At 54.8% G+C, this 24,652-nt stretch carries 22 protein-coding genes; 9 read left to right on the forward strand and 13 right to left on the reverse strand.

Annotation, left to right across the window (positions count from 1 at the left end):
• Window positions 1–75 precede the first annotated feature (75 nt).
• From caiB to caiE, 4 genes are all read left to right on the forward strand, one after another.
• On the forward strand, window positions 76–1,293 hold the full coding sequence (gene caiB, locus C2U53_RS04690) for an L-carnitine CoA-transferase (RefSeq protein WP_044255581.1): 1,218 nt from the start codon (window positions 76–78) through the stop codon (window positions 1,291–1,293).
• Window positions 1,294–1,355: 62 nt separating this feature from the next.
• Window positions 1,356–2,909, forward strand: coding sequence for a crotonobetaine/carnitine-CoA ligase (caiC, locus tag C2U53_RS04695; RefSeq protein ID WP_104445678.1), 1,554 nt, complete (start codon window positions 1,356–1,358; stop codon window positions 2,907–2,909).
• A 52-nt stretch (window positions 2,910–2,961) separates the two neighbouring features.
• Window positions 2,962–3,747: a crotonobetainyl-CoA hydratase gene (gene caiD, locus C2U53_RS04700; RefSeq protein WP_104445679.1), complete on the forward strand. Its 786-nt coding sequence runs from the start codon at window positions 2,962–2,964 to the stop codon at window positions 3,745–3,747.
• Window positions 3,748–3,796: 49 nt separating this feature from the next.
• Window positions 3,797–4,393 carry a carnitine operon protein CaiE gene (gene caiE, locus C2U53_RS04705; RefSeq protein ID WP_042997986.1) on the forward strand — a complete coding sequence of 199 codons (597 nt, stop codon included), beginning with the start codon at window positions 3,797–3,799 and terminating at the stop codon, window positions 4,391–4,393.
• 44 nt (window positions 4,394–4,437) lie between these two features.
• Here caiE and caiF read toward each other — a convergent pair whose 3' ends face one another.
• The 5 genes from caiF to C2U53_RS04730 form a co-directional block, all read right to left on the reverse strand.
• Entirely contained in the window at window positions 4,438–4,827 is a 390-nt protein-coding gene (caiF, locus tag C2U53_RS04710) for a carnitine metabolism transcriptional regulator CaiF (protein WP_042997987.1), read from the reverse strand.
• 250 nt (window positions 4,828–5,077) lie between these two features.
• Window positions 5,078–8,302, reverse strand: coding sequence for a carbamoyl-phosphate synthase large subunit (gene carB, locus C2U53_RS04715; protein WP_044255587.1), 3,225 nt, complete (start codon window positions 8,300–8,302; stop codon window positions 5,078–5,080).
• A gap of 18 nt (window positions 8,303–8,320) precedes the next feature.
• Complete coding sequence (carA, locus tag C2U53_RS04720; protein WP_044255590.1) at window positions 8,321–9,469, reverse strand: glutamine-hydrolyzing carbamoyl-phosphate synthase small subunit; 1,149 nt, start codon at window positions 9,467–9,469, stop codon at window positions 8,321–8,323.
• Between the two features lie 457 nt (window positions 9,470–9,926).
• A complete protein-coding gene (dapB, locus tag C2U53_RS04725) occupies window positions 9,927–10,748 on the reverse strand; it encodes a 4-hydroxy-tetrahydrodipicolinate reductase (protein WP_042997990.1) in 822 nt (273 codons plus the stop codon).
• A 133-nt stretch (window positions 10,749–10,881) separates the two neighbouring features.
• Window positions 10,882–11,889, reverse strand: a complete 1,008-nt coding sequence (locus C2U53_RS04730) for a LacI family DNA-binding transcriptional regulator (protein ID WP_044267378.1) — start codon at window positions 11,887–11,889, stop codon at window positions 10,882–10,884.
• A gap of 187 nt (window positions 11,890–12,076) precedes the next feature.
• Between C2U53_RS04730 and C2U53_RS04735 the strand changes: the two genes are divergently transcribed.
• The 5 genes from C2U53_RS04735 to C2U53_RS04755 are packed head-to-tail and all read left to right on the forward strand — an operon-like array spanning window position 12,077 to window position 16,390.
• Window positions 12,077–13,822, forward strand: a complete 1,746-nt coding sequence (locus C2U53_RS04735; RefSeq protein ID WP_042997992.1) for a class I mannose-6-phosphate isomerase — start codon at window positions 12,077–12,079, stop codon at window positions 13,820–13,822.
• 4 nt (window positions 13,823–13,826) lie between these two features.
• A complete protein-coding gene (locus C2U53_RS04740; protein WP_042997993.1) occupies window positions 13,827–14,255 on the forward strand; it encodes a PTS sugar transporter subunit IIA in 429 nt (142 codons plus the stop codon).
• A gap of 11 nt (window positions 14,256–14,266) precedes the next feature.
• Entirely contained in the window at window positions 14,267–14,761 is a 495-nt protein-coding gene (locus C2U53_RS04745) for a PTS sugar transporter subunit IIB (protein WP_042997994.1), read from the forward strand.
• Between the two features lie 10 nt (window positions 14,762–14,771).
• Window positions 14,772–15,572, forward strand: a complete 801-nt coding sequence (locus tag C2U53_RS04750) for a PTS sugar transporter subunit IIC (RefSeq protein WP_042997995.1) — start codon at window positions 14,772–14,774, stop codon at window positions 15,570–15,572.
• A complete protein-coding gene (locus tag C2U53_RS04755) occupies window positions 15,572–16,390 on the forward strand; it encodes a PTS system mannose/fructose/sorbose family transporter subunit IID (protein WP_042997996.1) in 819 nt (272 codons plus the stop codon). The genes C2U53_RS04750 and C2U53_RS04755 overlap by 1 nt, the downstream gene beginning before the upstream one ends.
• Before the next feature lie 40 nt (window positions 16,391–16,430).
• Here the strand turns inward: C2U53_RS04755 and C2U53_RS04760 are convergent, their stop codons facing one another.
• The 8 genes from C2U53_RS04760 to ribF all read right to left on the reverse strand — a co-directional run bounded on the left by C2U53_RS04760 (window position 16,431) and on the right by ribF (window position 24,650).
• Window positions 16,431–17,213, reverse strand: coding sequence for a glucose-6-phosphate isomerase family protein (locus C2U53_RS04760; protein WP_042997997.1), 783 nt, complete (start codon window positions 17,211–17,213; stop codon window positions 16,431–16,433).
• Window positions 17,206–17,769: a glucose-6-phosphate isomerase family protein gene (locus C2U53_RS04765; RefSeq protein ID WP_058587615.1), complete on the reverse strand. Its 564-nt coding sequence runs from the start codon at window positions 17,767–17,769 to the stop codon at window positions 17,206–17,208. Before C2U53_RS04765 ends, C2U53_RS04760 begins: the two co-directional genes overlap by 8 nt.
• Window positions 17,770–17,867: 98 nt before the next feature.
• On the reverse strand, window positions 17,868–18,782 hold the full coding sequence (rihC, locus tag C2U53_RS04770) for a ribonucleoside hydrolase RihC (RefSeq protein WP_104445680.1): 915 nt from the start codon (window positions 18,780–18,782) through the stop codon (window positions 17,868–17,870).
• 66 nt (window positions 18,783–18,848) lie between these two features.
• Window positions 18,849–19,799: a 4-hydroxy-3-methylbut-2-enyl diphosphate reductase gene (gene ispH, locus C2U53_RS04775; RefSeq protein ID WP_042998000.1), complete on the reverse strand. Its 951-nt coding sequence runs from the start codon at window positions 19,797–19,799 to the stop codon at window positions 18,849–18,851.
• 1 nt (window position 19,800) lies between these two features.
• Window positions 19,801–20,250, reverse strand: coding sequence for an FKBP-type peptidyl-prolyl cis-trans isomerase (fkpB, locus tag C2U53_RS04780; protein ID WP_042998001.1), 450 nt, complete (start codon window positions 20,248–20,250; stop codon window positions 19,801–19,803).
• 122 nt (window positions 20,251–20,372) lie between these two features.
• Complete coding sequence (gene lspA, locus C2U53_RS04785; protein ID WP_042998002.1) at window positions 20,373–20,861, reverse strand: signal peptidase II; 489 nt, start codon at window positions 20,859–20,861, stop codon at window positions 20,373–20,375.
• Entirely contained in the window at window positions 20,861–23,677 is a 2,817-nt protein-coding gene (gene ileS, locus C2U53_RS04790) for an isoleucine--tRNA ligase (protein WP_043001723.1), read from the reverse strand. Before ileS ends, lspA begins: the two co-directional genes overlap by 1 nt.
• A gap of 34 nt (window positions 23,678–23,711) precedes the next feature.
• Window positions 23,712–24,650: a bifunctional riboflavin kinase/FAD synthetase gene (gene ribF, locus C2U53_RS04795; protein WP_104445681.1), complete on the reverse strand. Its 939-nt coding sequence runs from the start codon at window positions 24,648–24,650 to the stop codon at window positions 23,712–23,714.
• Window positions 24,651–24,652: the final 2 nt, after the last annotated feature.

Here is a 24,652-nt window from a genome sequence, read left to right on the forward strand (position 1 = left end):
ATGCCCGGTGGCGCTGTGCTTACCGGGCCAATGCTTTGCGTCTTATCAGGCCTACAAATTTATCAGGAGCATTTTATGGATCGTCTACCAATGCCTGCTTTTGGGCCGCTTGCCGGGCTGCGGGTTGTCTTCTCCGGGATCGAAATCGCCGGGCCGTTCGCCGGTCAGATGTTTGCCGAGTGGGGCGCTGAAGTTATCTGGATTGAGAACGTCGCCTGGGCCGATACCATCCGTGTTCAGCCAAACTATCCGCAGCTGTCGCGGCGTAATTTGCACGCGCTCTCGCTGAATATTTTTAAAGATGAAGGTCGGGAAGCGTTTCTGAAACTGATGGAAACCACCGATATCTTCATTGAAGCCAGTAAAGGTCCGGCGTTTGCCCGTCGTGGGATTACCGATGAGGTTCTGTGGCAACATAACCCGAAACTGGTTATCGCTCACCTGTCCGGCTTCGGTCAGTACGGTACCGAGGAGTACACCAACCTTCCGGCCTATAACACCATCGCTCAGGCCTTCAGCGGTTACCTGATCCAAAACGGCGACGTTGATCAGCCGATGCCCGCGTTCCCCTACACCGCCGACTACTTCTCCGGCATGACGGCCACCACGGCCGCGCTGGCGGCACTGCATAAGGTGCGGGAAACCGGCAAAGGCGAAAGTATCGATGTGGCGATGTACGAAGTGATGCTGCGCATGGGTCAGTACTTCATGATGGATTACTTCAACGGCGGTGAAATTTGCCCGCGCATGACCAAAGGTAAAGACCCCTATTACGCCGGTTGCGGGCTGTATAAATGCGCCGACGGTTACATCGTGATGGAGCTGGTCGGGATTACCCAGGTCACCGAATGCTTTAAAGACATCGGTCTGGCGCACATTCTCGGTACGCCGGAAGTGCCGGAAGGAACACAACTGATTCACCGCGTCGAGTGCCCGTACGGACCGCTGGTCGAAGAAAAACTGGATGCGTGGCTGGCCGCACACACCATCGAGGAAGTGCAGGCGCGTTTCGCCGAGCTGAATATCGCCTGCGCCAAAGTGCTGACCATTCCGGAGCTGGAAGGCAATCCGCAGTACGTTGCCCGCGAATCCATTACCCAGTGGCAAACGATGGATGGCCGCACCTGCAAAGGGCCAAACGTCATGCCGAAATTCAAAAACAATCCGGGGAAAATCTGGCGCGGCATGCCGTCGCACGGCATGGACACTGCCGCCATTCTGAAAAATATCGGTTACAACGACGCAGACATTAAGGAACTGGTCAGTAAGGGTCTGGCCAAAGTTGAGAACTAAATGCGAAATGCTGACCGGCTCGCCCGGTTAGCACAACGCCTGTGAAAATGGACAGGAGTGCAATGGATATCGTTGGCGGACAACACTTACGCCAGATGTGGGACGATCTGGCCGAAGTTTATGGCAGTAAAACAGCGCTGATTTGCGAATCCAGCGAAGGGGACGTGCGCCAGTACAGCTACGCCTCGCTTAACGAGGAAATCAATCGGACAGCAAACCTTTTCCACTCGTTGGGCATTCGCAAAGGTGATAAGGTCGCCCTGCATCTGGATAACTGCCCGGAGTTTTTCTTTTGCTGGTTCGGGCTGGCGAAAATTGGCGCGGTCATGGTGCCGATCAATGCCCGTCTGCTGCGTGAAGAAAGCGCGTGGATCCTGCAAAACAGTGACGTTCAGTTGCTGGTAACCAGCGCCGCTTTTTATCCGATGTATCGGCAGATCCAACAGGCAAAGACGACGCCGCTTAGCCATATCTGCCTGATTGGTGAGGCGTTGCCGATCGCTGATGGCGTAAGCCATTTCACGACGCTGAAGGATCAGCAGCCGACGACATTGCGCTATACCCCACCGTTGTCCACGGACGACATGGCCGAGATCCTGTTTACCTCCGGCACCACTTCCCGCCCTAAAGGCGTGGTGATCACCCATTACAACCTGCGTTTTGCCGGCTACTACTCGTCGTGGCAATGCGCCCTGCGTGATGACGATGTTTACCTGACGGTCATGCCTGCGTTTCATATCGACTGTCAGTGCACTGCCGCCATGGCCGCCTTCTCGGCGGGCGCAACCTTTGTGCTGATAGAGAAATACAGCGCCCGCGCTTTCTGGGGACAAGTGCGTAAATACCGCGCGACCGTCACGGAATGCATCCCGATGATGATCAGAACGCTGATGGTTCAACCCGTATCACCGCTGGACAGAGAGCACTGTTTACGGGAAGTGATGTATTACCTCAACCTGTCAGTGCAGGAAAAAGATGCATTTGTTGAACGCTTCGGTGTGCGTCTGCTGACCTCTTACGGCATGACGGAAACCATTGTCGGCATCATCGGCGATCGCCCCGGTGATAAGCGACGCTGGCCCTCTATTGGACGCCCCGGTTTTTGTTACGAAGCAGAAATTCGCGATGAGCAAAACCGTGCGCTGCCCGCCGGTGAAATTGGGGAAATCTGTATTAAGGGCGTGCCGGGTAAAACGATTTTCAAAGAGTACTACGGCAGGCCGGATGCCACCGCCAAAGCGCTCGAGCCGAACGGCTGGCTGCATACCGGTGATTCCGGCTATCGCGACGAAGACGGTTTTTTCTATTTTGTCGATCGCCGCTGCAACATGATTAAACGAGGGGGAGAAAACGTCTCCTGCGTGGAGCTGGAAAATATTATTTCGGCACACCCCAAAATTCAGGACATCGTCGTTATTGGAATTAACGATTCAATTCGTGACGAAGCGATAAAAGCCTTTGTAGTTCTCAACGAGGGTGAAACGCTCAGTGAAGAAGAGTTTTTCAGCTTCTGCGAAAAAAATATGGCGAAATTTAAAGTCCCTTCAATTATGGAGATTAGAACCGACCTGCCGCGAAATTGTTCAGGAAAAATAATCAAAAAAAACCTGAAATAACCCTACAGGCAGGAATAACCCCTGCCAGACATCCTATTTTTGGAGATGAACCATGAGTGAATCTTTACATTTAACCCGCAACGGATCGATTCTGGAAATTATATTGGATCGACCAAAAGCAAATGCGATCGATGCCAAAACCAGTTTCCAGATGGGTGAGGTTTTTCTTAATTTTCGTGACGATCCCGAACTGCGCGTGGCGATTGTCACCGGCGCAGGCGAGAAGTTTTTTTCCGCCGGTTGGGATTTAAAAGCCGCGGCGGAAGGTGAAGCACCAGACGCCGATTTTGGCCCTGGCGGATTCGCTGGCCTGACTGAAATCTTCAATCTCGACAAACCGGTGATCGCTGCCGTCAATGGCTATGCATTCGGCGGTGGCTTTGAACTGGCGCTGGCCGCAGACTTTATTGTCTGTGCCGATAACGCCAGCTTTGCCCTCCCTGAAGCCAAACTCGGCATCGTACCGGACAGCGGCGGCGTCCTGCGTCTGCCGAAAATACTGCCCCCGGCCATCGTCAATGAAATGATCATGACCGGCAGACGCATGGATGCAGATGAAGCGCAGCGCTGGGGGATCGTCAATCGCGTGGTCAGCCAGCAGGAACTGATGGACAGCGCGCGTGAACTGGCACAACAGCTGGTGAACAGCGCACCACTGGCCATCGCCGCGCTGAAAGAGATTTACCGCACAACCAGTGAAATGCCGGTGGAAGAGGCTTATCGTTTCATCCGTAGCGGCGTGCTGAAACACTATCCGTCCGTACTGCACTCCGAAGATGCGCTCGAAGGGCCGCAGGCGTTTGCTGGAAAACGCGATCCGGTCTGGAAAGGACGCTAATGCCTTATGGTGCTGCGCTTATCCGGCAAAAAACAATTGAGGAATGCCGATGAGTTTTTACGCCTTTGAAGGCTTAATTCCCGTGGTTCATCCCGAGGCGTATGTGCATCCCAGCGCAGTACTGATTGGCGATGTCATCGTAGGGGCTGGCGTATACGTCGGCCCGCTCGCCTCACTGCGCGGGGACTATGGCCGCTTAATCCTTGAAGCGGGATCCAACCTTCAGGATGGCTGCATTATGCATGGCTACTGCGATACGGACACGGTGGTACGCGAGAATGGGCACATCGGACACGGTGCTATCCTGCACGGTTGCGTGATAGGCCGGGACGCACTGGTCGGCATGAACAGCGTGATCATGGACGGTGCGGTGATCGGCGACGAAAGCATTGTCGCCGCCATGAGTTTCGTCAAAGCCGGATTTACTGGCGCCGCACGACAGTTGCTGGTCGGCACGCCAGCCCGCGTTATGCGTGAGGTCAGCGAACAGGAACTGCACTGGAAGCGGCTGAATACGAAGGAATATCAGGATCTCGCCGTACGCTGTCGGGCATCGCTACGGGAAACGTCGCCATTAACGGCGGTTGAAGCAAACCGGCCGCGCCTGAAGGGCACAACGGAGGTGAAGCCTAAATCGGCCATGTAATCATGCCGGATGGCGGCGCAAGGCACCATCCGGCAAAACCGAACTTATCGACGCATACTTTTTGACAACATCATCTGCCATTTTTGCTCGCGGTTTAGTTCTGATGGCGGCACCGCCGACATCCGCGGCGATTTGCTGACCATCTTCACCTGCGCGCTATGCCCAAGGCGGGCATACAGCTGTGGATCAATATGCGTCACTCTGACCAGGCGCTGACACTGACATCCACGACCTTCCAGTTGATTAGGGATAGTCTTAGTCTCGCAATTAATCTCCCCGACCTCAGCGAGAATATAAGAGACGGTATTGATCGCTTTGCAGTGATCCATATTAAAGTGCTTCGCGATCTCTTTCGCACTTACCCAACGCTTTTCTGCCATCACCCAATCGGCAATTAACAGATAAAGCGGCTTTTCAACATATTTTTCACACATAAGCACACCATTTCACAAATTAAAAATCTTGTTATGCCCTGTCCGTAAAAATACAAAACAAGACCCTATTTAAATTGTGGGATTCAATGATAGTAAGCAACTTAGCGGCGCATTAGTGTGAGCCAAATCTTGCTTGTTACAATGAAATTTGTCCTGTTGCGCAATATATCTCCAGGAATGAACTGAGTGCATAAAAAAACGGCTCCGTTTCCGGAGCCGTTTTTAAAACCGGGGCAAATGATGCCGCCGCTTATTTTTTAATTTGCGCGTGCATTTCCTGAACGGAGATGACTTTCTCTGTTGCATCGGCATTCAGCGCCATCGCGGTGGCAAAGCCGCCGTTCAGCGTGGTGTCGTAGTGCACTTTGTACTGTAGTGCGCTACGGCGAATCACCCTGGAGTCTTCAATGGCGCGACGCCCTGCGGTGGTGTTGATGATGTAGGTGTATTCGCCATTCTTGATACGGTCCTGAATGTGCGGACGACCTTCATGCACCTTGTTCACCAGACGTGGGTTGATACCGGCTTCACCCAGCACAATCGCGGTACCGTGGGTGGCGTCCAGTTCAAAGCCCTGCTTCAGCAGTTTCGCCGCCAGGTCAACCACGCGCTCTTTGTCGCCTTCACGTACGGAGAGCAGCGCTCGGCCCTGTTTTTTCATGGTAGAACTGCTGCCCAGTTGCGCCTTGGCGAACGCTTCCGCAAAGGTACGCCCCACGCCCATCACTTCCCCGGTGGAGCGCATTTCTGGCCCTAACAGCGGGTCGACGCCCGGGAATTTGTTGAACGGCAGCACCACTTCTTTCACCGAGTAGTACGGCGGGATAATTTCTTTGGTCACGCCCTGTTCGGTCAGCGATTTACCGGCCATCACACGCGCCGCCACTTTCGCCAGCGGTACGCCGGTCGCTTTAGAGACGAACGGTACGGTACGCGCCGCACGTGGATTCACTTCAATCAGGTAGACTTCGTTATCTTTCACTGCAAACTGGACGTTCATCAGACCGCGAACCTGCAGTTCGAAGGCCAGTTTCTGTACCTGCTGGCGCATCACATCCTGAATTTCCTGGCTCAGCGTGTAGGCCGGCAGAGAACAGGCAGAGTCACCCGAGTGGACGCCCGCTTGTTCGATGTGTTCCATGATGCCGCCAATCAGCACCATTTCACCGTCGCAGATGGCGTCAACGTCCACTTCAACCGCGTCATCCAGGAAGCGGTCGAGCAGAACCGGCGCGTCGTTGGAAACGCTAACGGCGGTCTGGAAGTAGCGGCGCAGATCAGCTTCGTCGTAGACAATTTCCATCGCCCGGCCGCCCAGCACGTAGGACGGACGCACCACCAGCGGATAGCCAATCTCTTTCGCTTTTTCGACAGCCTGTTCGATGGCTGTCACGGTGGCGTTGGCCGGTTGTTTCAGCTTCAGACGGTCCACCGCATGCTGGAAACGCTCACGGTCTTCTGCGCGGTCAATTGCGTCCGGGCTGGTACCAATAACCGGTACGCCTGCTGCTTCCAGCGCACGCGCCAGTTTCAGCGGAGTCTGGCCGCCGTACTGCACGATCACGCCCTTCGGCTTCTCAATGCGCACGATTTCCAGCACATCTTCCAGCGTGACCGGCTCAAAGTAGAGGCGGTCGGAAGTGTCATAGTCAGTAGAGACCGTTTCCGGGTTACAGTTGACCATGATGGTTTCGTAACCGTCTTCGCGCAGCGCCAGAGAGGCATGTACGCAGCAGTAGTCAAATTCGATCCCCTGGCCGATACGGTTTGGACCGCCGCCAAGCACCATGATTTTGTCGCGGTCAACGGACGGGTTCGCCTCGCACTCATCTTCATACGTGGAGTACATGTAGGCGGTATCGGTGGCGAATTCTGCCGCGCAGGTGTCCACACGCTTGTAGACCGGGTGCAGATTGTACTGGTCGCGCAGTTTGCGAACTTCCGCTTCACGGACACCGGCCAGTTTAGCCAGACGCGCATCGGCGAAGCCTTTGCGTTTCAGCTGGCGCAGGAAGTCTGGAGTCAGGCCGTTAATGCCCAGCTCTGCCACTTTCTCTTCCAGACGCACCAGCTCTTCAATTTGAACCAGGAACCAGCGGTCAATGTTGGTCAGGTTGAACACGCCGTCAACGGAGAGGCCCGCACGGAAGGCATCGGCGATATACCAGATACGCTCAGCGCCCGCGTCTTTCAGTTCGCGGCGGATTTTCGTCAGCGCTTCCGGGTCATCCAGGCTCACTTTCGGGTCAAAGCCGGTGGCGCCCACTTCCAGACCGCGCAGCGCTTTTTGCAGAGATTCCTGCTGGCTGCGGCCAATCGCCATCACTTCGCCGACCGATTTCATCTGGGTCGTCAGACGGTCGTTAGCACCAACGAATTTTTCGAAGTTAAAGCGTGGGATTTTAGTGACCACGTAGTCGATGGACGGTTCGAACGATGCCGGGGTACGACCGCCAGTGATGTCATTCATCAGCTCATCAAGGGTGTAACCCACCGCCAGTTTCGCCGCCACTTTCGCAATCGGGAAGCCGGTGGCTTTTGACGCCAGCGCGGAGGAACGGGATACGCGCGGGTTCATTTCGATCACAATCAGGCGACCGTTTTTCGGGTTCACCGCGAACTGCACGTTTGAACCGCCGGTTTCTACGCCGATTTCACGCAGTACCGCCATCGAGGCGTTACGCATGATTTGATATTCTTTGTCGGTCAGCGTCTGGGCCGGAGCCACAGTGATGGAGTCACCGGTGTGAATGCCCATGGCGTCGAAGTTCTCAATAGAGCAGACGATGATGCAGTTGTCGTTTTTATCACGCACCACTTCCATCTCGTACTCTTTCCAGCCAATCAGCGATTCATCAATCAGCAGCTCGTTGGTTGGGGAGAGATCCAGACCGCGAGTACAAATTTCTTCAAACTCTTCGCGGTTGTAGGCGATACCGCCGCCGGTGCCGCCCATGGTAAAGGACGGGCGGATGATGCACGGATAGCCGACGTCAGCCGCTACCGCCAGCGCCTCTTCCATCGTATGGGCAATGCCCGAACGCGCGGTGTCGAGACCGATTTTCTTCATCGCGATATCGAAGCGACGACGGTCTTCGGCTTTATCAATCGCATCGGCGGTCGCACCAATCATGGTCACACCGAATTCGGCCAGCACGCCCTGGCGCTCCAGTTCCAGCGCACAGTTCAGCGCCGTCTGACCGCCCATGGTCGGCAGCACCGCGTCCGGGCGCTCTTTCTCAATAATCTTGCGCACGACTTCCCAGTGAATCGGCTCGATGTAGGTCGCATCGGCCATTTCCGGGTCGGTCATGATGGTCGCGGGGTTGGAGTTCACCAGAATGACGCGGTACCCCTCTTCACGCAGCGCTTTACACGCCTGCGCGCCGGAGTAGTCAAACTCACACGCCTGACCGATAACAATCGGACCCGCGCCCAGAATCAGGATACTTTTTATGTCTGTACGTTTTGGCATGGCTCTCTTAACTCCTGATTATTTCGCGGACTGACGGTAAAGCTCAATTAACTCGATAAAGTGGTCGAACAATGGCGCGGCATCGTGAGGACCCGGGCTCGCTTCCGGGTGGCCCTGGAAGCTGAATGCCGGTTTGTCGGTGCGATGAATCCCTTGCAGGGTGCCATCGAACAGCGACTTGTGGGTCACACGCAGATTGGCCGGCATGGACGCTTCATCCACCGCAAAGCCGTGGTTCTGGGCCGTAATCATCACCGTATTGTTGTCGATATCTTTGACCGGATGGTTACCACCGTGGTGACCGAATTTCATCTTCACGGTTTTTGCCCCACTCGCCAGCGCCAGCAGCTGATGGCCTAAGCAAATGCCAAACACCGGAATATCGGTCTCGAGGAATTTCTGAATTGCGTCGATAGCGTAATCGCATGGCGCCGGGTCACCAGGGCCGTTCGACAGGAAGATCCCGTCCGGATTCATCTTCAGCACATCTTCTGCCGACGTTTTTGCCGGGACAACCGTCAGGCGGCAGCCTCTGTCCACCAGCATGCGCAGAATGTTGCGCTTGGCGCCAAAGTCATAGGCGACAACATGGAACGGCAGTTCGTCTTCTTTCTTTGCTTCCGGCAGGTCGCCCGCCAGCGTCCAGCTCCCCTGGGTCCAGCTGTAAGATTCCGTGGTGGTCACTTCTTTGGCAAGATCCATGCCGTTCAGGCCCGGGAAGGCTTTCGCTTTTTCCAGCGCCAGCGCCGCATCCGGGTTATCGCCCGCGATAATGCAACCATTTTGCGCCCCTTTCTCGCGCAGCAGACGCGTCAGCTTACGGGTATCGATATCGGCAATCGCCACAATGTTATGGCGTTTCAGGTAAGAAGAGAGGTCTTCGGTATTGCGGAAGTTGCTCGCAATCAGCGGCAGGTCACGAATGACAAGGCCTTGCGCATGGACCTGGGAGGATTCTTCATCGGCGGCATTGGTGCCGACATTACCGATATGGGGATAAGTAAGAGTAACGATTTGGCGGGAATAGGAAGGATCAGTGAGGATTTCTTGATAACCGGTCATTGAAGTATTGAAAACGACTTCCCCAACCGCCGAACCTGTTGCCCCTATGGCCCGACCGTGAAACTGGGTTCCGTCTTCCAGAACCAATAGCGCTGACTTAATCAAAACACCCTCCAGAGAATATTCACTCACTTTATTTGCATATTAATGCATTCGCATAGCATGAATCAATGCAAATTTGCTTACCCGTGGATTTCTGGCAAACGGCGGCATTCTGGAGATAAGGCAGGCAAAAGTCAACTTAAAGGCGGTATTTTTTATATTCTTTTGCGACTCAGGATGAAATCAACGGATTTAACAGGCAAAAAGATCAGCTAACCCTGGCAGGAAAACGCTTGCGTGAACAATTATGCGTAGAAAATAGTCTCAGGCTTCGAAAAAGTGGACCACTTGGTCAAAATTTACATTCAGGCAACGTAAAAAAGAGAGAAAAGATAGATTTTTACGCCATTTGTAATGAAAGCAATCTGTAACAGGTAAAATAAAAGGGCAATAAAAATATTGCCCCCTGTAATCAATGCATTGAGATTACAATAACCACATCACGAAAGGTAATAATTAACTATAAATTGTTGAGATCAAGGACATCTCGCATATCAAAAAGACCATTTTTCTTTGCACTAACCCAAAGTGCCGATCTCACCGCACCATTGGCAAAAGTCATACGGCTGGACGCTTTGTGGGTGATTTCGACACGTTCGCCGATATCGGCAAACATGGCGGTATGTTCGCCCACAATGTCCCCGGCGCGGACGGTGGCAAAGCCAATTGTTCCCGGCACGCGTTCGCCGGTGTAGCCTTCGCGACTGTAGACGGCGCATTCTTTTAGATCTTTATCCAGCGCATGGGCAATCGCCTCCCCCATCGCCAGCGCGGTGCCTGACGGCGCGTCAACTTTATGGCGGTGGTGAGCTTCAATGATTTCAATGTCGGTATAGTCGCCCATCACCTTCGCCGCCTTTTCCAGCAGCTTAAGCATCACGTTGACACCGACGCTAAAGTTCGCCGCGAAGACAATGCCAATGTCCTGCGCGGCATCGCGAATCGCCTGTTTTCCCGCATCGTCAAAACCGGTGGTGCCAATGACCATCCCTTTGCCATGCTGACGACAAAACGCCAGATGATTCAGCGTGCCTTCCGGACGGGTAAAATCGATGAACACATCGAAATCATCTTTTACTGCCTCAAGGCGACTTTGCACGGTAACGCCGGTTTTCCCGACACCCGCCAGTTCTCCGGCATCGCTGCCCAGCAGTGACGATCCCTCGCGCTCAAGCGCCGCACCAAGCGCAACGCCATCCATCTGCAGCGCTGCCTGAATTAACTGGCGGCCCATACGGCCACCCGCGCCCGCTATCGCGACACGGACCTGTGCATCATGCATAGTTATTCTCTTACGTTAAAATGATGTAAATCGTTTTCAGATTAACCAGCACGTCGTCATGCCGCTAGCCAAAAACGTCGATAATTAGAATTTAATGATAAACAGCGAGAGATATCAGTAAAAGACATGACGATCAGCGAAAACCACATGATTCTCTGACCACCAGTGCCGGAGGCAGAATAATGCGTTTCGCCGGCTCATCGTTCCCCTGAATACGACTGTAAAGTAACTCTCCCGCCTTACGACCAATCTCTTTTGCCGCGACCGACACGGTGGTCAGCGCAGGCTGAACCAACGCCGCTTCGGTAATATCATCGAACCCGACTAATGCAAAGTCGCGCCCGGGTTCACGCCCCATTTTACGTAGCGCCTGCATTACCCCCAACGCCACAATATCCTGATAACACACCGCGGCGGTAATTTGTGGATGTTGCATCAGCAGAGACTCCGCCACTTTCGCGCCATCAATCTGGCTGGCCTGAGTGGCAACGATCCACTGCGGATTCGGTGAAATGCCATATTCCAGTAGTGTGCTGGTAAATCCGCCAATGCGCTGCGCCCGGCTCCCTGAATTCGGGCTGCCGCCGATGAAGGCGATATTTTTGTGCCCCAGTTTAACTAAATGGGTCGTTGCCATTTGCGTCCCGAGAAAATTATCGGTGCCGACAAAATCAAAGTCCGGATCGCTAAGCGGGCGAACCACCATGATAGCGGGAATATTACGCCGTTTAAGCGCTTCAAAGAACGAGGTCGGTGTTTCCCGCGCCGCGCAGAGCACCATACCGCAGGCGTTATTGCGCATCAGGGAATCAACAAACTTTTGCTGGCGCTCGCCGGACTCTTCGCTGTTCGCCAGAAACAACAGCAGATCGTGCCGCTCCATTTCATGACTGAGCCCCGCCGTCATCTCGCCATAAAATGGGTTAGTAATATCATGCAACAAGAGCCCGACCTGATTGCTGCTGCGATTACGCAAATTCGCTGCGGTCTGGTTATAGACATAGCCAGAATCATCCAGCGCTTTAAGTACGCGTTCACGCGTTGCCTGTGAAATACGCCCCCGATTACGCAGTACCATCGACACGGTCGCCGTGGAGACGCCAGCGCGTTCCGCAACCTGCGCCAGGGTAATGGTTGTCATGACTTCTCCTGTTTCTCGCAAAGGTTAATCGAATAACCTCACTAATGTGCCAGTACGTGTGATTCTCATCACGCTGATGAGCTTTTTACCGCCCTGGTTTCTGATTATGGCGGGTTAATCGCGTTAACCACCCTATGAAAATAAGGTTAATCGATTAATCTTTAATTAGCCAACACGGAGAGAGAAAATGCGTACAACCTATAATAAATTCCCTGAGGTTTATGTTCAGGGCTATGACGACGAGGCCTGGCAAGGCTGGGCGTCGGTCCATTCGGTACTTCGCAGCCGGGTTTCTGAATCGCCTAAAACCGTACTGATTATCGATTGTTATCCGGGCGTGCGACTGGATGAGCTGGAGCAACACCTCTTCGCCGCGCTAAACGCCACCGTAGTGATTAATGTTGAATCCGCGCGACGGGATGAGCAGGCGCTGCATGCGTTGTTGGCGCGTAATCTGACCGATGACCGCGTCTTTGGCGTTCTCTCCTGTCACCATCTTGATGAGTTTTTTGATCCCGACAAGCTCAACCGGATGCGTCAACAGATTGAAGCCATCCCCGAAGGTCTCGTGGTGGTATATGGGCCAGGCGCGGCGCTGGCGCATCCCGGCGATGTGTTGGTGTATGCCGATCTGCCGCGCTGGGAAATTCAACAGCGTATGCGTCATGACGGTCTCGGTAACTGGGGCGCAAAAAACCAGAATGAAGATATTCTTCGTCGCTATAAACGCGCCTTTTTTATTGAATGGCGGGTCTTTGACCGGCACAAAACGCCGCTGCTCAAACGCGCTGATTATTTGCTGGATACGACGGTCGCAGGCGCGCCCGCAATGGTCAGCGGCGAAGCGCTACGCGCCGGGTTGCAACAAACCACCACGCAACCGTTTCGCGTCGCCCCCTTCTTTGACCCTGGCGTCTGGGGCGGGCAGTGGATGAAACAACAATTCGATCTCGATCCCTCAGCGCCCAACTACGCGTGGTGTTTTGATTGCGTGCCCGAGGAAAACAGCCTGTTACTGCGTTTTGGTCATGTGCGGATCGAGATCCCCTCTCAGGACCTGGTGCTGACGTATCCCCGCGCCCTGCTTGGCGAGAAAGTTCATGCTCGTTTTGGCGCGGAATTTCCGATTCGTTTTGACTTTCTCGATACCATTGGCGGTCAGAACCTGAGCTTCCAGGTTCATCCGGTTACTGAATACATCCAACAGCAATTTGGTATGCACTATACCCAGGATGAGAGTTACTACATCCTTGAAGCAGAGCCAGATGCGGTGGTCTACCTGGGCACAAAAACCGGGATCGTACCAGGCGAGATGCTGGACGATTTACGCGCGGCGGGACGAGGCGAGAAAGCATTTGATGACGAGCGGTTTGTCAATCAATTCCCTGCCCGTAAGCACGATCATTTTCTCATCCCTGCCGGAACCGTCCATTGCTCAGGCGCCGGGACAATGGTCCTGGAGATCAGTGCCACGCCGTATATTTTCACCTTCAAACTGTGGGACTGGGGGCGTCTGGGTCTGGACGGATTGCCGCGTCCTGTCCATCTTGACCACGGTCAACAAGTCATTGACTGGCAGCGCGATACACAATGGGTTCAAGACAATCTGATCAACCGTATTGAGCCCATCGCTGAAGGGGACGGCTGGCGGGAAGAAAGAACCGGGATGCACGAACGTGAGTTTATCGAAACCCGCCGTCACTGGTTTACTGCCCCAGTGACACACCATACTCAGGGTGGTGTGAACGTTCTGAACCTGGTCGAAGGTGCGCAAGCCGTGGTCGATAGTCCGAGCGGCGCATTTGCTCCCTTCATCGTTCACTATGCAGAGACCTTTATCATCCCGGCAGCCGTTGGGGAATACCGAATTTCACCTTCAGGCGACAGCGTTGACCAGCCTCTGGCGACGATCAAAGCCTGGGTAAGAGGATAAGCCGATGATCCACATTATTGTTGCCAGTCACGGTCCTCTGGCGGAAGCGCTTCTTACCAGCGGACGCATGGTTTACGGCGAATTACCGCATGTTTACGCCGTGACACTAAGCGAACAGGCCGGTATCGAAGGGTTTAAAACGCGCTTTAGCGAAGTACTGGCACAGGCGGGACAACACGCTGACGGAGTACTGGTGCTCTGCGATATGCAAAGTGGCACGCCGTGGAACGTCGCCTGCCAGCATGCTTTTTCACCACAAACGTTGCCTCCCATCGCCGTTGTGGCAGGAGTGAATCTGCCGATGCTGCTGTTAAGCGAGGAAGTGCTTCCATTCATGGATGTCCATGCCGCAGCCGATACCCTGCTGGCGTTAACTGCCCCCACGTTGACGAAGGCTGCCCCGGTTTTTTCCGTGCAGTCAGATGATTTTTAAAGGAAACCGCTATGAGTATTTCTTTTGTCCGTATCGATGACCGCGTTATTCATGGGCAGCTCGTCACACGTTGGGCCAAAGAGCTGCCCTGCGATGGCATTGTCGCCATTGACGATGCCGTCGCGGCCGATCCCCTGCTCTCCTCGGTGATGAAAGGCGCCGTGCAGGACACCAAAGTCTGGTTGTTTGATACCGCCACCGCGATTGAGAAACTGCCCAAAGTCATCGCCAGTGAGAAACGTTATTTCGTGATTGGCAAATCGCCGGTCACGCTGATGCGCATCGAAGAAGCGGGTATCAGTCTGCACAACGCCAACGGCAAAATTAACGTCGGTCCAATGAGTGCGCGCGCCGACACCACGACAATTGGCCCTAATCAATCAGTCAATGCACAGGAGATCGCCGCCTTTGACTGGCTGACGCAGCGCGGGCATCAGGTTGAATTCCGGCTGGTGCCGGATGCCAGTTGCTACAGCTGGCAGGATGCGCGCCAGAAGCTGAAATAAGGAGCGGACGATGATTATCGAAGCGATGTTGATTGGCATTCTGTGTTATCTCGGCGCCCTCAGCAGCCCCTGGCTGTTGGGACTGACGGGCGGCTGGTATTTAATCACTCGACCGCTGATTTCCGGCACGTTGGTCGGGATTATTCTCGGTGACATGAAAACCGGGATCATGATTGGCGTTGCGGTTCAGGCAGTATATATCGCGATGGTCACGCCCGGCGGCTCAATGCCTGCCGATCTCAACTTTGTGGCTTACCCGGCCATTGCATTGGGGATCCTCTCAGGCAAAGGCCCGGAGGTCGCGGTCGCCTTAGCCGCTACCATCGGGATTGCCGGGACCATCTTATTTAATGCGATGATGGTACTGAACTCTTTCTGGAACCATCGTGCCGATGCGGCACTGGATCGGGGCGATGAGCGGGGAATTTACCTGAACAGCGCCATCTGGCCTCAGGTGACAAACTTTGTCCTGCGTTTTGTGCCCACCTTTATTGCGGTTTACTTTGGCGCACAGTACATCAGCGGTTTTATGGACAGCCTGCCGAAGATGGTGTTGTCGACAATGAACGTACTGGGCGGCATTCTGCCCGCCGTCGGGATTGCAATTCTGCTCAAGCAGATCATCAAAAATTACACCATGTTGATCTACTTCCTCGTCGGTTTCGTCTGCATCGTCTTTTTAAAACTCAACATGGTCGCGCTGGTGATCGTCGGTTCACTGTTGGCGCTGATCCACTATAACTACAAGCCGGAACCGCCGCAGGCTGCAAACGCGACGTCGGTTACCCGCGATGATGAGGATGAATTCTGATGGAAGAACGTACGCTGACCCGTAAAGATCTTCGCCGCTGCTGGCGGGCCTGGATGATGCATAACTTATCGTCGATGAGTTTTGAACGTCTGGAATCTTTTGGATTTTGTCTGAGCATGTTGCCGGTGGCGAAAAAGCTCTATCCCGATGCCGCACAACGAACCGAAATGTTGCGTCGACACGCCTCGTTCTACAATACCGAACCCCAGATTGGCGCCATTGTGAATGGAATGGCGCTGGGGCTGGAAGAGAAAAAAGCGAACGGGGAGCCGATCGACGGAGAGACGATCAACACCCTTAAGGTGGGTTTAATGGGTCCCATTGCCGGGATCGGTGATTCCATGATCCCTGGGATGTTGATCCCCATCCTGCTCAGTATCGGCATGGCGCTGGCGGCAGGCGGCAATATCCTCGGTCCCTTGTTTTATACCGTCGCCTGGCTTGCGATCATCATTCCCGGCTCATGGTTCTTGTTTCTGAAAGGCTACAAAATGGGCTCCGGCTCGGTAGAAATACTGGTGAGCAGCAAGTCCACTCGTCTGCGCGAAGCCTTATCGCTGTTAGGCGTTTTCGTTATGGGGGGCGTCGCAGCCAGCTACGTGAAGCTTGGAACCGGGATGGAGTTTATTACCAAAGATGGTGTGAATATCCATGTTCAGCAGATGCTGGATGGCATTTTCCCGCAATTGCTGCCGCTGGTCGTCGTTCTCGGTACCTGGTATCTGATGGCAAAACGCGGTGTCTCACCGGTAAAAGCGATGGTTTTACTGCTGATACTGGCCGCGCTTGGCGTCGCAACAGGTCTGTTTGCAGGTTAATCGCGAAAAGACGGAACTACCGGGGCAATGCCCCGGTTTTTCATGGATGGAAGTTCTGCCACAGCCCTGCGCATTTATCCGGGCGAGAGATAAACTGAAAGCGCCCCGGGTCGGATATAAATTGCTGATAGATTGGCGCTGAAGTCAGTGAAAACTCCGTATACTGACGAGGCGTGACGGCCTGCAATCGCCCGGCAATATAGCGCGGGTTGTGCTGCCAGATGACGTGGTCACCCTGTAATAACGGATACCACGCCAGCCCTTTATGCGCCCGCACAGCCTCATATTCAAAACCATATTCCCGATCGCACCACGCGCCAAAGGTTAACGGCTCATTCGGATCGGCGGATATCGTCGCATGTCCCCAACCGGGCGGCACCAGCACTTTTTCACCGGGTCCTGCGATCACCGCAAAGCAGCGACCAGGATCGTCCCCAACATATTCCTGCATGTAGATGATCGCTTTCCCCTGCCAGATCTCATACAACTCTGGCGGAGACCACCCGCTGTGCTGACTCACACGATGCACATGTCCCTGACTACGAATCGGTTCTTCACCCAACCGACCCGCGGCATAGGTCACCACACCGAACAACAGCATGCGTTTTTTTAGCTCCTCGCGATCCTGCAGACGCGCCACGTCCATCGCGATAGCGTATACCTCTTCCGGTCCCTCACACTGCGGATCACGCAGCGAAGCACGAATCTGATCGAGTCGGCGAATTTCCGGCATAGGCCCGGTCACGTCATCCCCATAACTGAACCCAAGCGGATGACGATGCACGGTCATATCCAGACCATAAAGAGAGGCAGAGTCAACCATTCTGCACCTCCCTTACCAGAATCTGCTGGTTTTCCTCAAAGACCCTGAGGGTGAAGCCCTTCGCCAGCGCCGCATAATCATGTCCGGCGATAGCAGGCCAGACTGCAAGCGCGGAGAGCACCTCATTTCCGGTGTTGATTAAGCGGTGTGCGGTAAAACCTGGGATGATATGAATGGATCCGGCGAAAACGTTTTCCAGTCGCGCCTGCCCGTGCTCATTTTGCAGCAGCAAAAGTCCCTTTCCGCGCAGGCCAAAATAGACTTCGCCCTGTTCACGGCGCGCATGGAAATGACCGCGGGTCATAAAGTATTCACCGCCGACATGTCCGGGATAAAGATGCGTCACGCCCGTATAGAGTTCGCCTTCCGCCGAAGAAGTCGCCAGCATCTCAACGTCATACACCACGTGTTCGCCCGCCAACTGTTGCCGGGCAGGCTCATCGGCAAAAACCTCAATGAGATCCTGAATGCGGGTTGATTTACGTAACAGCGGCCCTTTTGCCAATGCGCCGCTCGCCCATTCCACCTGCGGTGGCTGGATAAAAGTAAGATTCATATGTGTCTCCGGCCCGAGGAGAACAACAGAATCAGATTAGCAGATTAATCGATTAACCTACCAGTTCCGTCCACAGAGTGCGGTGCGCATCACACTCCTTACGGTGCCAGTGCCAGAACTTCTGCCACCCACTGCTGGAACGCTGCAACATTAATTTCCAGAGCGACCTGCACGTTTGCTGGTCTGTTCATCCGCCCTTCAATATCCACCACGGTCGTCCCGGCGGTATAATCCCCCCGGGTTTCAACCGCGACAAAGCACGGCTTGACGGTAAACAGATCCGGACGCACCAGCCAGGCAATCGCGCAGAGATCGTGCATTCGCACGCCGGTGCGCATTGTCCCGCTGCGATAGTGGCTGAACAAGGCATGTAACATCTTTCCAGTGCGATTGAGGGTGGGCAGCGAAGCCAGATAATCCGGCGTCAACATCGCCTGGTTTGTGACATCCAGCCCACACATCACAATCTCAATGCCACTTTCGAATACGCGCGCTGCGGCTTCCGGATCGACGGCGATATTGAATTCAGCGTTAGGGGTGAAATTTCCCCGTCCGGCAGAACCGCCCATGATCACCAGACGGCGGATGTTGAAGGTGCACTCCGGATAGTGCATCAGCAGCAGCGCAATATTCGTCAGCGGACCAATCGCCACCAGCGTGATCGGCTCCGGGGCGCTGATCAGCGCGTCACGAAGGGCGATAAACGCCGGTTTCGCCAGCGGTTGTCGGTCATGCTCGACAAAATCATAGCCTTCCATGCCGGATTCGCCGTGAACATAGGCGGCATCGCGTAGCGGACGTAACAGCGGCGTGGCGGCCCCCTGGGCGAGGGGAATGTCGGCATTCCAGAAATGCAGCAGTTGCAGGGCGTTGCGGGTGGTCTTTTCCACGGAAACATTACCGGCGACCGTGGTCATCAGTTGCAGATCGAGCTGAGGGGCAAACAGCGCAGCAGCAATCGCCGCAGCATCATCAATGCCCGGATCGGTGTCGAGAATAATGGGCAGACGCATGACTCCTCCATAAAAAAATACCGGGTATCAGACCCGGCATCTTCGCACAGATTAGCGTGAACTAAATCATTCTACTTCACGAACATCCACACGCAGCTCTTTTGGCACTTCGAAGACAATATTCTCTTCGCGGCCTTCCAGCGGAACCGCTTCGCCGCCGCCGAGTTCCTGCAGGCGGGCAATCACGTTTTGCACCAGAATATCCGGCGCTGACGCGCCTGCAGTCACGCCCACGCATTTCGCCTCTTTCACCCAGGCTTCCTGGATATCGGTCGCATCGTCAATCAGAAATGCCGCTTTCCCCATCCGCTGCGCCAGTTCAGCCAGACGGTTGGAGTTCGATGAGTTTTTTGAGCCCACCACCAGCACAACATCCGCCTGCTCCGCCAGCGCGCGCACCGCTTCCTGACGGTTGGTAGTGGCGTAGCAAATGTCATCTTTACGCGGTCCGACGATTTTCGGGAAGCGCTGACGCAGTGCGTCAATCACGTCTGAGGTATCGTCCACGGAGAGCGTGGTCTGGGTCATAAAGGAGAGCTTGCCTTCGTTTTTCACCTTGAGCGAAAAAACATCTTCCGGCGATTCCACCAGGTACATGCCCCCTGCCGGGTTGCTGTACTGCCCCATTGTGCCTTCCACTTCAGGGTGTCCGGCGTGACCAATCAGGATCGACTCTTCGCCACGACGACTGGCGCGCGCCACTTCCATATGCACTTTGGTTACCAGCGGACAGGTCGCATCAAAGACAGTGAGGTCACGGCCTTTCGCTTCGTTGCGCACCGCCTGAGAGACGCCGTGCGCGGAGAAGATCAGGATCGCGCCGTCTGGCACTTCGCTGATCTGCTCGATGAAAATCGCCCCGCGTTCGCGCAGGCTGTCGACCACGTAGCGGTTATGTACCACTTCATGACGAACGTAAATCGGCGCGCCGTAGATGGCCAGCGCGTTTTCAACAATGCTGATAGCGCGGTCTACACCAGCGCAAAAACCGCGCGGGTTGGCCAACAGGATCTGCATGTTACGCCTCCAGTGCCGGATCGACTTCCAGCACTTCAATATCAAAATGAACGGTATGCCCGGCCAGCGGATGGTTAAAATCGACGGTGATGGAGTCACCGTTGATTTCGCGGATCACACCAGGCATCTCACTGCCGTCCATTGCGGTAAAGAGCATAATAGCCCCGATTTCAGGTTCGCCGGCGTCCATAAATTCGCGGCGCGAGAAATACTGAATCAGGTCAGGCGTCGTGATGCCAAACGCGGCATCCGGCTCCAGGGAAAAAGTGGTTTTATCGCCGTCTTTCAGTCCGAGAAGATGTTGCTCCAGTCCTTCAGACAGAGAGCCATCCCCCAGGCGAAAAAGCGCGGGCTTGCCGTTATTACGGGTTGACTCTGCGGTGGAGCCATCATCGAGTTTTAAGGTGAAGTGCACCAGCACCGCACTGTTACTCTGTACTGATTTAGACATGCAGGTTGCTCACTTGTTGTGACTCACCAGTTAGCCCGATGGCACTTGCACTTATCGGGCCTACAAGGATCGCGCTATTTTATAGGCCGGATAAGGCGATTACGCCACCATCCGGCACTGTATTACGCCTGCTTTTTCGGCAGGAATCCTTCCAGGACAATCATTGCGGCGCCGATACAGATCGCACTATCGGCGAGGTTAAACGTAGCAAAATGCCAGTCCCCGACGTAGAAATCGATCATATCGACCACGAAACCATGCCACAGGCGGTCGAACAGGTTCCCCAGCGCGCCGCCAATGATTAGCGCATACGCGATATTATTCAGCTTTTGCGTCGCGCTGGAGCGATACATCATCACCGCCAGAATGACACAGATACCGATCGCGATACCGGCAAAGAACCAGCGCTGCCAGCCGCCGCTATCGGCGAGGAAGCTAAATGCCGCACCATAGTTACGCGCATAATGCAGATTAAGCGACGGGAACAGCGGCACCGTATCCCCCAGAGCAAAATTCTGGAGGATCAGGTACTTGCTGCCCAAATCGATAATCAGCACGACTACCACCAGCCACAGCCAGCGTAGCCCTGTTGAACAAAGAGGCTTACTCATCAGGCAAACTTACGTTTTTCGCCATCACCGGCGATGTTGCTGACACAGCGTCCGCAAATTTCTGCGTGTTCCGCTACCTTGCCGACATCCGTCGTGTAATGCCAGCAACGCGGGCACTTATCACCTTCGGCTTTACTCAGGGCGATTTTCAGCCCTTTGAGCAGTTCGCTCTGCTGCGCATCTGCAGGAGCCCCGGCATAGTCAGCGACTTTCGCCCCGGAGGTCAACAGGACAAATCGTAATTCATCGCCCAGTGCGGTCAGCTTCGCAGCCAGTTCAGGTTCGGCGTACAGGGTGACTGCCGCTTCCAGAGAACCGCCCACTTTCTTATCCGCACGCGCCTGTTCGATCACTTTGTTCACTTCGCCACGCACTTTCAGCAGCTCGTCCCAGAAGCTATCGTTCATCGCTTCGCTGTCCGCCAGACCAAACAAGCCTTCGTACCACTCACCGGTGAAGACATACTGCTCACGAGAACCCGGCAGGTAGCCCCAGATTTCATCTGCGGTGAAGGACATGATCGGCGCCATCCAGCGTACCAGCGCTTCCGCGATATGGTACAGCGCGGTCTGACAGCTGCGACGCGCCCGGCTTTCCGCTTTCGCGGTGTACTGACGGTCTTTGATGATGTCGAGATAGAACGACCCCATTTCGACGGAGCAGAAACGCATCAGGCGCTGTACCACTTCGTGGAAATCGTAGGCTTCGTACGCTTTCAGAATATCTTCCTGCGCCGCTTTCGCGCAGCCCACCGCCCATCTGTCCAGTACCACCATCTCTTCCGGTTTCACCATGTCTTTAGCCGGATCAAACCCGTTCAGGTTCGCCAGCAGGAAGCGCGCGGTGTTACGGATACGGCGATAGCTGTCGGCAGCACGTTTGAGGATCTCATCCGATACCGCCATTTCACCAGTGTAGTCGGTTGATGCCACCCACAGACGCAGAATGTCAGCGCCCAGTTTGTTCATCACATCCTGCGGCGAAACGGTGTTACCGATAGACTTGGACATCTTGCGGCCCTGACCATCGACGGTAAAACCGTGCGTCAGTACCTGGCGATACGGCGCTTTGCCTTTCATCGCGGTAGAGATCATCAGAGACGACATGAACCAGCCACGATGCTGGTCGGAGCCTTCCAGATACATATCCGCAGCATGACCGGCGAACTCCGGGCGGACATCCACGACGGAGGAGTGCGTTGAACCAGAGTCAAACCAGACGTCCAGGGTATCCGGCACTTTCACGTACTGATCGGCTTCGTCACCCAGAATGTCTTTCGGGTCGAGATCCCACCAGGCCTGAATACCGTCAACTTCAACGCGTTTTGCCACTTCTTCCATCAGTTCGATGGCGCGCGGGTGCAGCTCTTCAGTGTCCTTGTGAACGAACAGAGACATCGGCACGCCCCAGGTACGCTGACGAGAAATACACCAGTCAGGACGGTTCGCTACCATCGATTCGATACGCGCCTGACCCCAGTCCGGGATCCACTGCACGCCTTTGATCTCTTTCAGAGACTGCTCGCGCAGACCTTTCTGATCCATGCTGATGAACCACTGCGGGGTTGCACGGAAGATGATAGGTGATTTGTGACGCCAGCAGCACGGATAGCTGTGCTGCATTTTCTCAACGTGCAGCAGCGCGCCTTTTTCGGTCAGCAGCGCAACCACAATATCGTTCGCTTTAAAGACGTTCACACCGTCCAGTGTCGGATAAGTACCCGGCAGATAAGCGCCGTCCGGACCTACCGGGTTAGCAACTTCCAGACCGTATTTCTGGCCGATGACATAGTCATCCGGACCATGGCCTGGCGCGGTATGTACCGCGCCAGTACCGGCATCCAGCGTCACGTGATCGCCGAGGATCGCCGGAACGTCGAAGCCCATAAACGGATGGGTAAAGCGCAGCAGTTCAAGCTCCGCCCCTTTTACGGTGGCGAGAACGGTATAGTCTGTCGCGCCAATGCGCTGCATCACGCTTTCAACCAGATCTTTTGCCAGGATCACCGCCTGACCGTCGATTTGTACCAGCGCGTAGTCAAAGTCCGGCGCCACGGAAATCGCGCGGTTTGCCGGCAGCGTCCACGGTGTGGTGGTCCAGATGACCAACGAGATTGGCCCGTTGACATTCGCCACGCCAAATTTTGCCTTCACCGCGTCCTGATCCGCAGCAACAAAGGCCACGTCGATCGACGGAGAGGTTTTGTCGTAGTATTCCACTTCCGCTTCTGCCAGCGCAGAACGGCAGTCTACGCACCAGTGCACCGGTTTCGCGCCTTTATGCAGATGACCATTACCGATGATTTTGCCCAGCGCGCGGATGATGTTGGCTTCCGTTTTGAAGTCCATCGTCAGATACGGATGCGACCAGTCGCCGAGCACGCCCAGACGGATAAAGTCTTTACGTTGCCCATCAACCTGAGTTGCAGCGTACTCACGGCACTTCGCACGGAACTCCGCCGCGGTGAATTTTTCGCCCGGCTTGCCGAATTCCTGCTCCACTTTCAGTTCGATCGGCAGACCGTGACAGTCCCAACCCGGAACGTAAGGCGAGTCATATCCCGCGAGTCCTTTGGACTTCACGATAATGTCTTTCAGAATCTTGTTAACCGAGTGACCAATATGAATGCTGCCATTCGCATAAGGAGGGCCATCATGCAGAATGAAGGTTTTTTTGCCTTTTTTGGCCGCACGAATGATGCCGTACAGGTCATCATCAGTCCAACGCGCCAGCATTCCCGGTTCACGCTTGGCGAGATCGCCGCGCATCGGGAACCCTGTTTCCGGCAAATTCAGGGTTGATTTATAGTCACTCATCAGATTCTCGGTTCCGTATTGATTACCCAGGCCTTTAAGCCGGTTTTGATAGCCCAAAAAAATCACGGGCAGTTAATTCATCTCGCGCAATCTGCGCTTTGAGTTCAACCAGCGAAGCAAATCGCTGTTCATTGCGTATTTTTTTACGCAGCACTACATCTATATGGCGACCATAGAGGTCCATTGCAACATCCAGCAGATGCACTTCCAGTTGCTGGCGCACGCCCGAAACCGTCGGACGGGTCCCGATGTTCGCCACGCCGGGCAATGGCTTCTCGCCAAGCCCCATCACTTCTACCGCATAGACCCCTTTTACCGGGGAAACCTGACGACGCAGCGGTAAGTTTGCCGTCGGGAAACCAATGGTGCGCCCGAGTTCATCACCGTGTACAACACGGCCTGAAATGGTAAACGGATGGCCCAACAGGCTTTCGGCGAGGGCCAGGTTGTCCTGTGCCAGCGCCTGACGCACGGCGGTACTGCTGATACGCACGCCGCCTTCGCAGAAGGTTTGGGTGCTGGTAATATCGAAACCATATTCCACACCCGCCTTCTGTAATAACAAGAAATCGCCTTCGCGACCAGCGCCAAAGCGGAAATCATCCCCCACCGCGAGAAATTGCACCCCAAGACGATTCACCAGCAGTTCGCTGATAAAGGTCTGTGCCGTCAGGGCGGCGAAACGGCGGTCAAAGCGCACGCACAGCACGTAATCGACGCCGCATTGCGCGAGATAACGCAATTTTTCACGCAGGCGGGTCAGCCGCGCAGGGGCTTTGTCTGTCGCAAACAGTTCGAGCGGCTGCGGCTCAAAAATCATCACCATCACCGGTAAGCCACGCCTGCGCCCTTCTTCCTGCAAACCTTGCAGCAGCGCACGATGACCACGATGCACGCCGTCGAAATTACCAATAGTCAGCACACACCCGTGTGGGGCCTGACTGAGATTATGTATGCCGCGTATCAGCTTCATGT

Source organism: Citrobacter sp. CFNIH10 (assembly GCF_002934585.1).
In the GTDB taxonomy this organism is placed as follows: Bacteria; Pseudomonadota; Gammaproteobacteria; order Enterobacterales; family Enterobacteriaceae; genus Citrobacter_A; species Citrobacter_A amalonaticus.